Below are 13,333 nucleotides of genomic sequence, written 5' to 3' on the forward strand. Positions count from 1 at the left end.
TAGCATGATAGAGGCTAGAAGAACTCGTATTGGCGGATTCTTTCAATCTGTTGAAATTGCTGAGATAAATWATCCTTCTCTCTTACGAACGTTTGAAGTCTCGAAAGTGGAAAAATCCCATACGCTATGATTAGAGCTTCTCAATATGAAATTACCCAAATGTTTAATATTAGATATTTCCATCTCCAGACACAAAATTCTTGACATGTCTCGACCAATTGAACTTACCAAGTTCCTTCACAAGATGAAATATCACTTTTTCGCCCTGTATCTCGTACCTCACGATCTCCCAGCCTCTTCGAATCATAAGGGATAACTCTTTTATCTCACTTATTGATGACTTTTCCATACCATCACCCCCAATCTAATCGTAGATCTTCATAGCCTGAAGCTTGTTTTACAACCAGTAACTTTTCGCATACAAAGTACAAACTAGCCAACATTCATTAACCTGCAGTACAATTATTGAGAAAACGTTCAATCATAAATAAATAGCTTTTCAAATATGTTTTAATATTATTATTGATCTATATTCATAGATATCTGGAATTTAAGGAAATCATTTAAAAAAATACGAAAGGTAGACCTTTTTAATTTATTCAATACATGAACAAAGATAGTATAATTATGGTAAGTTAAGTAAAAATTCGTTCGAAGGAGGAAATTGAATGAAAAAAGTACAAACGTCTAAAAAAAGCCTTTCTCAGTTTATTGATGTAGTGGGAGAAAAACAGATCGATGAAATTGTGTCGCTAGCCAGTGAGCTTAAAGGTCTCCGGGTTTTGCATATAAACGCCACATCATTTGGAGGCGGTGTCGCTGAAATTTTGCACACCCTTGTACCTCTTATGAATAATGTTGGTTTGAAAGTTGACTGGATGGTTTTGGATGGAAGTAACGACTTTTTCGATTTTACAAAAAAAATGCACAACTCCCTTCAGGGCAAAGAGGGAACAATAAGCGAAGAAGAAAAGAAGCTGTTTTTAAGGGTAAACAAAGCAAATGCGCAAAGCTTGAAAGAAGTAGATTATAATGTAATCATTATACATGACCCACAGCCCATTGCCGTACCAAAGTTTGTGGATTTCCAGGATACTAAGCTGATCTGGAGATGTCACATAGATACTTCCACACCAAACGAAGAATTCGTCGAATTCTTGAACTCATTTGTTGAATATTATGATGCCAGTATTTTCACTTTGAAACGTTACGCCGGCAAGCTTAGATTCAGAAAAATTTACGAAATTCCACCATCTATAGACCCGCTGAGTCCTAAAAACAGAGAACTAACCCCCAACGAATTAAAGGCATCGATCGATAAATTAAAAGTCGATACAAATCGCCCTTTAATAACCCAGGTGTCCCGCTTTGACCCGTGGAAAGATCCAACGGGCGTGGTAGATGTTTATAGAGAGCTCAAAAAAGAGCTGAAAGACCTGCAGCTTTTGATGATCGGTTCTATGGCGTCAGATGATCCGGAAGGCTGGACCATGTACGAAGAGCTTCTCAGATACATCGGGAGAGATTATGACGTGAAAGTACTTACAAATTTTCACGGTATTGAGAGTATCGAAGTGAATGCTGCACAAAGAATCAGTGATGTTGTCCTTCAAAAATCAATTAGAGAGGGATTTGCATTAACCGTAAGTGAAGCTCTCTGGAAGGAAACCCCCGTCGTTGGTGGAAATGTTGGAGGTATCCCAACCCAGATTTCGCATGGAGTGAACGGTTACCTCGTCAACAACATAGAAGAAGCTGTCGAATATACCAAAATACTTTTAACGGATGAAACCCTGAGAAAGGAAATGGGCAAAAAAGGTAAGGATATTGTTAAAGAAAAATTTCTTATTACCCGTCATTTGCTGGATTACCTGAAGCTTTTTAGAGATTTGGTTAAATGATGCCGCTTCGCGGCGGATACGAATCCCTCCGGGATTGACTCGAACTGCTTCGCAGTTGATACGATCGGCTTCGCCGATGAATAAACAGAGAGACTGAGATTCGTTATTATAGGGGCACAGCAGCCTGTGCCCTTTATCTAACGGTATATATCTAATCAAATGTATGTTTTCATATCCACTAAGGGCAGAACATGTTCTACCCCTACATTAAAAACAACAATCTCTTACAGTCTTGCGAGTCTCAACCTCGTAAGTGTCGCTCCATCAGCTAACAGCCTCGCGAGCGTCAAATGTTTTTTCAACTGCGTAGCAGTTCGTGACAACTCAGAATGAGTTCGTGTCAATCCCGAAGGGATTCGTGTCGCTGCGAAGCAGCTCTCTCGGACTCTCGGTTCTCGGGTCTCGGATTCTCGTTTTCTCGGATCTCGAGTTTTTATCCCTTATTCCCAACTTTTATCCTGGAACTTATATATTTTCTCAACAGCAAAAACGCAGCTCCCTTTTCCCAGGATTCTGGATCAGTTATACGCATGATTTCAGGCTTTATTTCCCAACCATCTTCTATATTGAGATGGATAGATTTGACGATATCGTTAAAGATCCATTCTGAAACAATCCCTTCACCGCCGATCCACAAGATTGCCGGCCTTAGCGACAGAACTAAATTCGACAGATAATAAGACAAACTTTTTATTATGCGTTCATATTCCTGCAGTCTTTCTTCTTTTTTTGCCTTCTCTCTAAATTGATTTATAATCGGTCTAAAAAGGTCAAAGTTGGCAACAAAATTGCCGATACTACCCGCTCTTTCTTTCACAAGAACATACTCTGAGGCCACAGTTTCAAGACATCCAATACGTCCACAATAACACTTCTCACCATCAGGGTCGACTCCATGGTGGCCAAACTCAAAGGCCGTTTTTCCATCACTCCCAACGAATATATCCTGACCATCATAATAAGACGCGCCTATCCCCACACCAAAACTCACGGTCAGCGAAGATTTGTTTATTATTCCGGATTCCACGATTTGACCAATATGCAAAGCATCAACATCGTTGCACATAACGAATTCCGAAAGGGCCAACTTAGAAATAACGGGTTCAAAATCAAAATTTCTAAGGTTCAATATGGGCGATTTTATTATCCTTTTGCTTTTTAAATCAACTGTTCCCGAAACCGCAAACCCGGCTCCGACAGGTTTATAATGCTCAACAAATCTTTTTAGTTCGCTTATTACATCCGGTATTGATTTGCCAATTTCATGTAACGGATATTCTATCGAGTCAATTTTTTTCAAGGAGAAATCAAAAATTATTGCCCGAAGAGATTCACGCCCCAATTTAACACCAAAAACCGTTCCGTGTTCAGGATTTAATGAAACCACATGATTCGGCCTTCCCCTGCCACCGGCAATTTTTTCTATTCTGATCATCTCTAACTTCGTTAGTTCGTTCAACAGATAACTCAGAGTTGAATTTCTTATTTTCATTTTTTCTGTTAATTCTTTTCTTAAAACACGCTTGCCAGCGTAAAGAAAGTCGAGCAATTTTGTAAGATTGTCCCAACGAATCTCTTCGATTTTCACACTGATTCCCCCAGTTCAAGTCTTACTCATTTTATGGTCCAACCAACCATCCCTTTAACATAATATCTCTGCAAAAGAAGATAAATCAAGATCGGAATAATCATAACAAGTATAGATGCTGCTGACAAGAGCCCCCAGTCAACGTGATAAACACCTCTCATAAGGGGTATTCTCTGGGTTGCGAGAAGTTTGTTAGGTGAATAGATCAGAATCAATGCCAGGAAGAAATCACTCCAGACCCATGTGAACTGAAGCGCTGAAGCAGAGGCAATAGCCGGTAGAGCATTAGGGAAAACTATTTTGTAAAAAATCTGGAAGTCACTCGCTCCATCAATCCGGGCTGCTTCTTCAATGGAAAAAGGTAATGTTTTGAAATAATTGCGCATAAAGAACGTTATCCAGGGTATCCCCCACGCTGTATGTACAAGAATCAGTCCAAGATAGCTATCCACCAGACCGAGCGTACTCATTATCTGAAATATGGGCACAGCTATCATCTGCTGGGGCAGTGCGAGCGTTAGAACCACGGTAATAATAAACGCTTTTCTCATAGGAAAATGATAACGCGACAATCCGTATCCCGTCATGGTTGCGATTATAAGAGGTAAAAATGTTGCCGGGATTGCAACTATCAACGAATTTTTCATACCATTTATAAGTGGTGCTGTTGGGTGATTTAATGCGTCAAAAAAATTTGAGAAGGTCGGGGTAAATGTATCGAATCTCCACCATCCGTTTATTACTTCATCAAAAGGGCGGATCGCAGTCATAAGAATTCCAACGATTGGAAGGATCCAGATTAACCCAATAATCCAGGCGGTGATGTTAAGAGAAATCTCCCTGAATTGTATTTTTTTCTCATAACGCATCATCTCCCGCTGAACTTATCATAGGTATAGCTGCAACAAGAGTCGACAGTGTTATAAGCACGGCAACAACTGCGGCCTTCCCGAAGTCCCACTCCCTGAAACCGTACATGTACATTTGCAACGCAAGTACATTTGAAGCACCACCTGGACCACCCATGGTTGCAACGTATACAATATCAAATACCTTCAATTCCCATAATAAAGTCATAGTGACAACAACAACCGTTATCGGTTTTAATAGCGGAATTGTAATGTTAAAAAACATCTTTGATGGTGTTGCACCATCTAACTGTGCAGCTTCGTAATAAGATCTGGGGATTGTTTCAAGGCCAGCAGCATAGAGTATCATACTGAACCCTGTCCATAGCCATACAGAACCAAATATCAGTGAAAGGAGGGCTGTTTCCGGATAGGCAGTCCATGTTTTACCCTGTATTCCAAAAAAACCGAGAACCATATTTACAACTCCAACGTTCTCTTCGAACATAAACCTTATCATTATTCCACCGACGATCATAGGCATTACCATACCCAAAAAGATGACTGATTTTATGATCGCTCCACCTTTAACTTTTCGTAAGAGAACAGCAAGGATCAATCCCAAAAAAGTCGTTAATGGTAGATGGATGCCAATCCACATAAGATTGTGTATGAGCGCTCCAAAGGGAAATCCCTGCTTAAATCCCCTCGGGTTTACAATATCTCTGCTTGAAAAAACTTCACGGTAATTGTTCAGCGACAGTTTTCCCGTTTCATCGATAAAACTGAGGAATATGGTTCTAAATGTTGGATATAGGACAAAGATTGCTATCAGCAACAAAGCAGGTAATATGAATATGGTAAAGTGATAGAGACGTGCTTTTCTAAGAACCACCGTATCGTCTCCTTTCTTTTAAAAAAGACGGGACCTTAAGGCCCCGCCTTTTCCTGTGATCAAACGATTACTCTGGCATCTTTTCATCAAGAATTTCCAGTACCTGATTCAGTCTGTCTGGTTTTACCCAAAGAAGCTTCAATTGATCCCAGAATGTTGGTTGCCATATGCCTCCGATAGAATCATCAAGGTCGTTTAGAGATGCTATACCCTCAAGAAGGTTTGCAACTTCTCTGTCAACAGGCGGATATGCATTTTCGTTTACTCCCAGGGCGGTAGCTATATGGCCACCCTGAGCAATCTGAATGGTTTGCCCTTCCGGACCTGCGAGGAACTTAAGGAGTTCTTTAGCTTCTTCCACATTTTTGGAGTACTTTGGAATGAAAGCATAATCAATTCCGAATACCATTCCCTGGCAACCTGGAAGTGTAAACACTCCAAGATCCTCGGGATCATCTACCATACCCGTGATCCAGCTTCCCATGAAATACAGCGCATAGTCTCCGTTCCACCATTGTCTCAAGATTGTGGTCCATTCAACGGGTTCGCTGAAAAACCCTTCTTTAAGCAGGAAGGTGAGTTTTTCCATAGCTTTTTTGACTGTAAAGCTCTCCCATTTCACGTTACCTTCAATTAGATCCTTTTGTAGTTCAGGACCACCAAATGTTATCAAAAAGTGTTCGGTAATATCTGATAACGGCCATCCTACCCCATCACCGCTGGCTATTGGTGCCTTGATCCCCGGAAGGTTTTTGAGCAACCTCAATAAGGTTACGAACTCATTCCATGTCTTTGGTGGAACCAGTCCATATTTTTCAAAGAAAGACTTTCTGTACCAAAAACCTGGTTTTACCTTTGCTGTATAAGCGATTCCGTATACCTTCCCGTTGAACATAACATTATCAAGAGCACCGGGAAGATAGCTTTCCGGCCTTATGATATCGGTAACCTCAACAACATGTTTGGTGTTTTCACGAATGAATGTTGGCCACATAAAAATAATATCACCAGGTGCTTTTCGGGCTGCAAATTGTGCGGGTAAAACATTCGCAAGATCTTCAGCGCGATAAATTTGATAATTCACCTTAATTCCCGTCTTTTCCTCAAACGCTTTGAGAACAGGCAAAAACTTTTCCATTTCCGGACCGGCCCATGGTCCAATTACCGTTAAACTCTTCCCAAATGCAATAACTGTAAGAACAAGCAGAAACATAACCAGCAATTTTCTCACCGTACACACCCCCTTTATGGAATTCATTTTAACTATACAACAAATCCACCAATAAATTCAAGTCTTGAATAAAGTCTTTATGGAAACTACTATCCGTAAGAACAAATGATGTAGATTAACTGTAATCAACTTAAGTACCGTTTCAAAGTATTACTGCTCATTACATGATAAAATATCGACTGGTTGGGGTAATTTAAAATATTCGGAGGAATATTTCATGGGGAAAATGATTGTTTTTGCAGGAAATGTTGGATCAGGAAAAACAACTATCGCCAGAGCACTTGCAGATGCTCTCGGCTTTGAGATTCATTTTGAGTCCGTCAGTGATAACCCTTTTCTTGAAGATTTTTATCATAACCAGCGAAAGTGGGCATATCATCTACAGACTTTTTTCCTGATTCATAGATTTACAGCGCTGAAAGAAGCAATGGAAAAAGGGTACAACATCGTTTTTGATCGCTCTATTTACGAAGATGCGGAGATTTTTGCCAGGAATCTCTACGAAACCGGAAAGATGGAGAAACGCGAATTTGAGACTTATCTCGATATGTTCTACTCAATGATCAAATACATCCCACATCCCGACCTGCTCGTATTCATCGATGCCGATATCGATACGATACTTGCACGGATAAGAAAAAGAGGCCGTAATATGGAGCTCGAAGTACCAATAGCCTATTGGCAACAGCTTGCAAATCTTTATGATTCATGGATAAGTAGGTATGATTATTCGCCAGTGTATAGAATTGATGCAAAATTCGTGGATATTGAAAGATATCCAGATCATCTGGACAAAATTGTTTCCGACGTCAAAAGAATTTTGAAGATTTGATTTGTGCGGACGGTGAAGTAGTGATGAAAAGAATTCTTTTATTGCTTTTGATTTTTTCCATAATCCTATCCTTTATGCAACTATCTGCAAACGTCAGCAAAAGAATCTCTGTTTGGAACTTCATTCATAAAAACAAAGTGAATACAGTTTTTGTAACTTCACCGGCTCGTTTTCCTGACCAGACCCTACTTGATGCAGGAATAAGAACACTCCAAAGTGCAGGGTTAACAGTCATAGTAGGCGACAGTTGCCGAAGATATCTATCTGACGAAGAAAAAGCCAGAGAAATCAACGAAGCCTTTGCAGATCCGAATATTGACATGATAATTACATCTCGCGGTGGCCATGGATCGTTCAGAGTTCTGGATTACCTGGACTGGAAAACCATCTCAAAAAATCCTAAACCTATCGTCGGATACAGTGACATCACAGCTTTGCTTTTAGGAATCTATTTCAAGACAGGTATCATCACCTACCACGGCCCAATGGTAACCGTTGAACTAGATAATGACGGAGAATCACTTGAGAAAATGCTGAAACTTTTGAACGGTGATAAATTGATTACCTTTGATTATAATTCAAAGCCAATAGTACCTGGTAAAATGGTTGGAAGGCTGATCGTAGGCAACCTGTCCCTTTTCAAAACTCTTCAAGGTACAAAATATTTTGGTTCTCTGAAAGATTCCATTTTGGTTCTTGAAGATGTAGGAGAAAGCCGGGAGTCAATAGAACGCATGGTATGGAATATAGCACATCTGAAAGACTATCAAACCTTAAGGGGAATAGTTTTTGCGGGATTCACCCAGATAAATAACGATGACTTTGACGGTGTTTTCAAAATCCTCGAAAGATTTTTCGAAGATGCCCCATTTCCTGTTTGGGTAGGACTTCCAGTATTCCACGGAAATTTTACAAAGCTAACTTTGCCCGTTGGTGCATGGGTTGAGATGGATCTCGAGAATCACTATATAAAGATTTTGAATGGTCCTGAACCAGAGAGATAAAAAAAGAGGGAACCCAACAGTGAGTTCCCTCTTTTTTTACTTGGTTCTTTATTCTTCATCAAAGTAGGTTCTTGATGCATGGCTTACAGCTATTGCACCGTCGGCAGCGGCGGTGACAATTTGTCTTACTTCCTTCTCACGAACGTCTCCGATCGCATATACTCCTGGAACGTTAGTTTCCATATGCTCGTCAGTCATTATATATCCCCAATCGTTGGTTTTAACTTTCCCTTTCAAAAAACCGGTATTGGGTACCAACCCGATGAAAACGAACACGCCTTCAACTTCAAGCGTAGAAAGTTCACCAGTCTCAACGTTCTTAAGGATCAATCTTTCAACCTTGTCACTTCCTTCGATTCTATCAACCACTGTGTTGAAAATAAAGTCTACCTTTCCGGTAGCTTTTATTCTTTCTTGAAGAAGCTTGTCTGCCGTCAATTTAGGGAGATTTTGAACTATCGTTATCTTATCAACGATCTTGGAGAGAAAAAGTGCTTCATCCAGCGCGCTGTTACCTCCACCAATAACAGCTATATGCTTCCCGGCAAAGAAATGTCCATCACAGGTTGCACAATAAGAAACTCCTTTACCGGCAAATTCAGCTTCTCCTGGTACATTCAATTTTCTTGGATTGGAACCCGTAGCAATGATCAAAACACGGCTCTGGATCTTCTTACCGTTGTCAAGTATGACGGTTTTCTTTTCACCTTCGATCTCGAGTTCAACAACCTCCGCATTCAGGAAAGATACATCGAAAGCACGTGCATGTTCAGCCATTTTTTCAGCAAGATCCATTCCACTTATAGAAGGAAAACCCGTCCAATTCTCGACTTTTTCGGTGTTGTTAATTTGTCCACCTTCCAGAGCACGCTCTATGATCAGAGGATCCAGTCCGGCCTGAACCGCATAAATTCCAGCAGTAATTCCTCCCGGACCTCCTCCAATGATGAGTATATCGTAGTAATCCTTTACTTCGCTCTTTTGTTTAGCACTTCCAAGATCGAAGAAGGCCACAGGAATCCCTCCTTATCAAACCGCCTTAAAGACTTCGTCTATAAACTGTTTTTCTGGATAAGCTCCAACAAAAATGACCTCATCGTTGATAACTATCTGAGGTACCGAACTAACCCCAAACTTCATCGACAAATCAGGGAATTCATTGGCCTCTATCATGGAAGCAACAACGTTTTCGTTTGCCATAGCGATATTGTGAGCTGTGATAACAGCGCGTGGACAATACGGGCACGTGGGTGTTACGAAAACCTTTATGTCTATGGGTTTTTCAATCGTCTTCAATCTCTCAATGGACTCCGGAGAAAGATTGGGCTTCGCTCCTTTAGAGAAACTAATTATATCCTGAAGCAACGTTCCAAACTCATGTCCAGAAGGTATCCCATAGAACCTTACACCTTTATCAACTCCGTCTGGAGTTAAAAGCACGATAGCCGGAGAAATCTCAATGGAATATTCCTTTGCCTTTTCAGAATCGGCATCATACTTTTCAAATACAACCATATCGGTAACTTCAGTGAGCTCACTGAGGAGTTGTTCGATCGTCGAACAGTAATCGCAATTGTCCTTGTTCTCAAAAAACAGGAGCTTCACCTTTCCTTCCATCTCTGACAGTATATCCTTTACCTGCGTTCTGATTTCATCGTTCAATAATTTTTCCGACATTCTATTTTCCTCCTTTTTTGGTTAACTCAGTATACCCTGTATGGGTATGATAACACGACTATGTTACTCGGATTTTGATTCTTTGTTTACAAAATCTTCCGCAAGCCATCTTACACTGGCCAAAACCAATATGATTCCCTCGAAAATAAGAAGAAAAAACAACCACTGATCCGGCATAAGGATTCTCATCTTATCAGATATCATAATTATCGCCGTACCAATAATAGAAAAGGTCAACACACAATCGAGTATCTTTAGCCTGCCACCGTATATAATCAAATCCCTTAAATATTCCTGACGGGTATATCCCAAGGATAAAAAGAAGATCCTGAAAGTATCGTCGTACCTTAGAACTTGCTCGGATATCGCACGTAGATTGAAAAAGTAGCCTGTAAAAAAGAGCCAGGCATACAGGAGTTTCATGTCATTGATAAAGAGAATGTACCCAAGGGCAATAAAAAAGGTCATTGCCGGGACATTCATAAACCGAAATAAAAATCCGGGTTTATGAGAAAAACGAAAAAAGGCAAAAACTGTTGCGATCGCAAAAACCATCGCAACAGCGGAAACTAAAATATGCCTGAAGATTTCCAAAAGAAGTTCAATTGCCAGCACTCACATCACTTCTTATTCTTCTTCTGTGGAGAATCTTTCTTTTCTTCTTCTTTGAAAAGCTCAGAAATAACCCCAATGCTACTCAAAAGACTTGATGCTTCAAAGGGAAGGAATACCTTGTTAGCGGGGCCATTCGCAATGGCCTTCAAGGCTTCAAGGTAACGAATAGCTATCAAATCATTCGTAGGCTGGCCTTCGTGTATTGCTTTAAAAACATTAACTATTGCAATAGCCTGACCTTCAGCTTCGGCAATCAGTTTATATTTATTTGCTTCAGCAACACGCTTGATGGCTTCAGCTTGTCCTTCAGCCTTCAAAATGGCCGACCTTTTATCTCCTTCAGCTTTTGTTATCTCGGATTGTTTGTAACCTTCAGCTTCGAGTATAACAGCTCGTTTTGTTCTTTCTGCCTTCATTTGTTTGGACATAGCATCCATAATGTCCTGAGGTGGATCGATTTTCTTTATTTCAACCCTGGTGACTTTTACACCCCATTTATCCGTAGCTTCGTCCAGAACATCCCTGAGCTTTGCGTTGATTCGCTCACGAGAAGTTAACGTTTGATCGAGCTCCATTTCACCAATAACGTTTCTTAAATTGGTCTGTGCAAGTTTTATCGCTGCAATTTTAAAATCACGGACGTTATAAACAACCCTGAAAGCGTCGGTAATCTCATAATAAATAACTGCGTCTACAGTCACGATAACGTTGTCCTTTGTAATAACTTCCTGTGGAGGCACATCTATTACCATTTCTCTCATGTCAATTTTGACAATTCTTTCGATGAAGGGAATGATGAAATTCAAGCCTGGCTGAGCCTGACGTCTAAACTTTCCCAAACGCTCCACCAATCCTTTTTCAAATGGCCTTATGATCTTTATTCCCGATAAAGCAATTATTAAAGCTATAACAGCAAGAATAATCCACAGAATCATAAAATCCCCCCTTTACTCATCTTGAGCGTTCTCGTTTTTAAACTTTCTAACGTATACAATCGTTCCTTCAAGCCTTTCCACTATTACCTTTTCACCGACACCAATGATATCATCATCGATAGAAACAGCTTTCCAATTTTCCCCTGCAGCCCTCACTACACCAGTTCTCTTTTTGTTGTTTATTTCTTCAACTACATTCCCTATACTCCCTTTGATCTCATCAATATAAATCTTCCTGGGAGACTCCCCCGTGAGCTTTTTAGCGATAGGCCGCGTAAGGATTACTAACACTACGCTCACAGCGGAAAATAACGACAACTGCCAGGAAAAGCTGAGTCCAAAGAAAGAGGCAATCCCTGCTATGAAAGAACCTATCGCAAACCATAGAAAGAAAAAGATCGGCGTAATAATTTCAACAACGAGTAATGCCACACCCAATATCATCCAACCAATGTACTCCATATACTCCCCCCTCAAAGAACAAAAAGTCTTTCGGATGAACGAGATAGATTTTAATTCCTTTTTCGGCGAACTCTTCCTGTAACTTTTTTCTCAACACACTGATTTTTGAGGAGTACCTGCTAGATATATGATACAATATCAGCCTCTTGATATCACTGGCTTCCCGGACATTATCAAGAATCTCAGAAAGAACAGCGTGGTTTTGTCCTCTGCGATCTCCTCCGTTTATAAAAGTACACTCATGTATCAACGTCTCGCTACCTTTTATAACCGAAACCGGTAAGGCATTACAATCACCACTTACTGTGAGTATCTTCTTTTTGTAGGTCTGAGTAACAAAATCCCTGCCCTTTTCTTTTACCAGATCGGATATTTCCTGAGGCGATAAATGACTGAATTCAGGTTTTAATTTCCTTCTTTCTTCCAGAACATGATACCCGTAACTGATCTCACCACTTGTGTGTTGTACTGGAAATGGAATCACGGAACGCCTAAAATTTCCCGCGGTTCTTAAATAAACTTCCTCGCCGGGTTCAATAGGATTCAGTATCATTTCATATCTAAGTTTAGGATTCATTTCAGTGATAAACCTTAAAAAGTCCTCGATAGCCCTATTCTTTTTTGGATAATTTATCTTTAGAGCTTTTTCCCTATCACCCATAGCATTGTTACGTGTGTTTATGAGCCCCCACAAACCGGCAATATGGTCTACGTGTCCGTGTGTTATAAACACTTCCTTTATAGCATAAACACTGTTCCCAAGGACGGTCGAAATGCCTTCGCCGGCATCAAAAAGCACGCGCTCTGGACGATACAAAATCCACGTAGAGTAGAGCGCCTTGGAAAAAATCTTAAATTCCAAAAGCTAATCCTCCTCGCTTTTTTCGATTGCTATGATTATACTCCCCTTGACGTTTCCCGGCAATTTTAGGTTTACCTTATATTCCCCTGTGCTCTTTATATTCTCTTTAAGATCCACATAACGCTTGCTAAATTCTATCCCCAGCTCCTTTGCTATAAGTTCGGCTATGTCTGCGCTGGTAACAGCACCAAACAGTTTTCCAGAAGCCCCCGCCTTGACTTTCATTCTAAAATGCCGTTGTTTGATTTTCCTCAAAAGCTCCTCACTGTTAGCTTTTGTTCTTTCTTCTTTCTTTTTCTTATGATCTTCTATGTTCTTTAATTTACTTAATTCACTCTTTGTCGCTTCAACAGCAAGTCCACGTGGAATAAGATAATTTCGACCGTATCCGTCAGAAACCTCTTTAATCTCTCCTTTTTTCCAAGTTTAGCAACGTCTTTCAAAAGAATTACTTTCACAGCGACACCTCCTGTTAAAAACGGG

At 40.3% G+C, this 13,333-nt stretch carries 15 protein-coding genes; 3 read left to right on the forward strand and 12 right to left on the reverse strand.

Features of this window, described 5'->3' with window-relative positions:
* Positions 1-169 precede the first annotated feature (169 nt).
* A complete protein-coding gene (locus DU53_RS01365; protein ID WP_063727100.1) occupies positions 170-349 on the reverse strand; it encodes a hypothetical protein in 180 nt (59 codons plus the stop codon).
* Positions 350-668: 319 nt separating this feature from the next.
* Here DU53_RS01365 and DU53_RS01370 point away from each other — a divergent pair, with 319 nt between their 5' ends.
* Positions 669-1,901, forward strand: a complete 1,233-nt coding sequence (locus DU53_RS01370; protein ID WP_063727102.1) for a glycosyltransferase — start codon at positions 669-671, stop codon at positions 1,899-1,901.
* A 433-nt stretch (positions 1,902-2,334) separates the two neighbouring features.
* Here the strand turns inward: DU53_RS01370 and DU53_RS01375 are convergent, their stop codons facing one another.
* The 4 genes from DU53_RS01375 to DU53_RS01390 form a co-directional block, all read right to left on the reverse strand.
* Positions 2,335-3,489: an ROK family transcriptional regulator gene (locus DU53_RS01375; protein ID WP_063727103.1), complete on the reverse strand. Its 1,155-nt coding sequence runs from the start codon at positions 3,487-3,489 to the stop codon at positions 2,335-2,337.
* A gap of 26 nt (positions 3,490-3,515) precedes the next feature.
* Complete coding sequence (locus tag DU53_RS01380) at positions 3,516-4,361, reverse strand: carbohydrate ABC transporter permease (RefSeq protein ID WP_235599650.1); 846 nt, start codon at positions 4,359-4,361, stop codon at positions 3,516-3,518.
* The gene (locus DU53_RS01385; RefSeq protein ID WP_012744814.1) at positions 4,348-5,232 is read right to left on the reverse strand and encodes a carbohydrate ABC transporter permease; all 885 of its coding nucleotides are present in this window, start codon (positions 5,230-5,232) and stop codon (positions 4,348-4,350) included. The genes DU53_RS01380 and DU53_RS01385 overlap by 14 nt, the downstream gene beginning before the upstream one ends.
* A 67-nt stretch (positions 5,233-5,299) precedes the next feature.
* Positions 5,300-6,463, reverse strand: a complete 1,164-nt coding sequence (locus DU53_RS01390; RefSeq protein ID WP_012744815.1) for an ABC transporter substrate-binding protein — start codon at positions 6,461-6,463, stop codon at positions 5,300-5,302.
* Positions 6,464-6,680: 217 nt separating this feature from the next.
* Between DU53_RS01390 and DU53_RS01395 the strand changes: the two genes are divergently transcribed.
* Positions 6,681-7,295 carry a deoxynucleoside kinase gene (locus DU53_RS01395; protein WP_063727107.1) on the forward strand — a complete coding sequence of 205 codons (615 nt, stop codon included), beginning with the start codon at positions 6,681-6,683 and terminating at the stop codon, positions 7,293-7,295.
* A gap of 23 nt (positions 7,296-7,318) precedes the next feature.
* Positions 7,319-8,299 (forward strand): LD-carboxypeptidase, encoded by a 981-nt coding sequence (locus DU53_RS01400; protein ID WP_235599651.1) that lies wholly within the window; start codon positions 7,319-7,321, stop codon positions 8,297-8,299.
* 48 nt (positions 8,300-8,347) lie between these two features.
* On the opposite strand, the gene trxB is transcribed toward DU53_RS01400, so the two are convergent.
* From trxB to rplI, 7 genes are all read right to left on the reverse strand, one after another.
* Positions 8,348-9,313 carry a thioredoxin-disulfide reductase gene (trxB, locus tag DU53_RS01405; protein WP_063727110.1) on the reverse strand — a complete coding sequence of 322 codons (966 nt, stop codon included), beginning with the start codon at positions 9,311-9,313 and terminating at the stop codon, positions 8,348-8,350.
* Positions 9,314-9,328: 15 nt separating this feature from the next.
* Positions 9,329-9,976: a thioredoxin family protein gene (locus tag DU53_RS01410; RefSeq protein WP_012744819.1), complete on the reverse strand. Its 648-nt coding sequence runs from the start codon at positions 9,974-9,976 to the stop codon at positions 9,329-9,331.
* A 63-nt stretch (positions 9,977-10,039) separates the two neighbouring features.
* Complete coding sequence (locus DU53_RS01415; RefSeq protein WP_063727112.1) at positions 10,040-10,591, reverse strand: hypothetical protein; 552 nt, start codon at positions 10,589-10,591, stop codon at positions 10,040-10,042.
* A 5-nt stretch (positions 10,592-10,596) separates the two neighbouring features.
* On the reverse strand, positions 10,597-11,526 hold the full coding sequence (locus DU53_RS01420) for an SPFH domain-containing protein (RefSeq protein ID WP_063727113.1): 930 nt from the start codon (positions 11,524-11,526) through the stop codon (positions 10,597-10,599).
* Positions 11,527-11,538: 12 nt separating this feature from the next.
* A complete protein-coding gene (locus DU53_RS01425) occupies positions 11,539-11,988 on the reverse strand; it encodes an NfeD family protein (protein WP_012744822.1) in 450 nt (149 codons plus the stop codon).
* Complete coding sequence (locus DU53_RS01430; RefSeq protein ID WP_235599652.1) at positions 11,939-12,850, reverse strand: MBL fold metallo-hydrolase; 912 nt, start codon at positions 12,848-12,850, stop codon at positions 11,939-11,941. Before DU53_RS01430 ends, DU53_RS01425 begins: the two co-directional genes overlap by 50 nt.
* A 3-nt stretch (positions 12,851-12,853) precedes the next feature.
* A complete protein-coding gene (rplI, locus tag DU53_RS01435; RefSeq protein WP_235599653.1) occupies positions 12,854-13,258 on the reverse strand; it encodes a 50S ribosomal protein L9 in 405 nt (134 codons plus the stop codon).
* Positions 13,259-13,333: the final 75 nt, after the last annotated feature.

This window comes from Kosmotoga sp. DU53 (genome assembly GCF_001639905.1).
GTDB classification, from domain to species: domain Bacteria; phylum Thermotogota; class Thermotogae; order Petrotogales; family Kosmotogaceae; genus Kosmotoga; species Kosmotoga olearia.

Excerpts from the sequence above, each read along its gene's own strand:
- DU53_RS01365 (WP_063727100.1), bottom strand. The coding sequence starts at position 349 with ATGGAAAAGTCATCAATAAGTGAGATAAAAGAGTTATCCCTTATGATT.
- DU53_RS01370 (WP_063727102.1), top strand. The coding sequence starts at position 669 with ATGAAAAAAGTACAAACGTCTAAAAAAAGCCTTTCTCAGTTTATTGAT.
- DU53_RS01380 (WP_235599650.1), bottom strand. The coding sequence starts at position 4,361 with ATGATGCGTTATGAGAAAAAAATACAATTCAGGGAGATTTCTCTTAAC.
- DU53_RS01395 (WP_063727107.1), top strand. The coding sequence starts at position 6,681 with ATGGGGAAAATGATTGTTTTTGCAGGAAATGTTGGATCAGGAAAAACA.
- DU53_RS01400 (WP_235599651.1), top strand. The coding sequence starts at position 7,319 with ATGAAAAGAATTCTTTTATTGCTTTTGATTTTTTCCATAATCCTATCC.
- DU53_RS01410 (WP_012744819.1), bottom strand. The coding sequence starts at position 9,976 with ATGTCGGAAAAATTATTGAACGATGAAATCAGAACGCAGGTAAAGGAT.
- DU53_RS01420 (WP_063727113.1), bottom strand. The coding sequence starts at position 11,526 with ATGATTCTGTGGATTATTCTTGCTGTTATAGCTTTAATAATTGCTTTA.
- DU53_RS01425 (WP_012744822.1), bottom strand. The coding sequence starts at position 11,988 with ATGGAGTACATTGGTTGGATGATATTGGGTGTGGCATTACTCGTTGTT.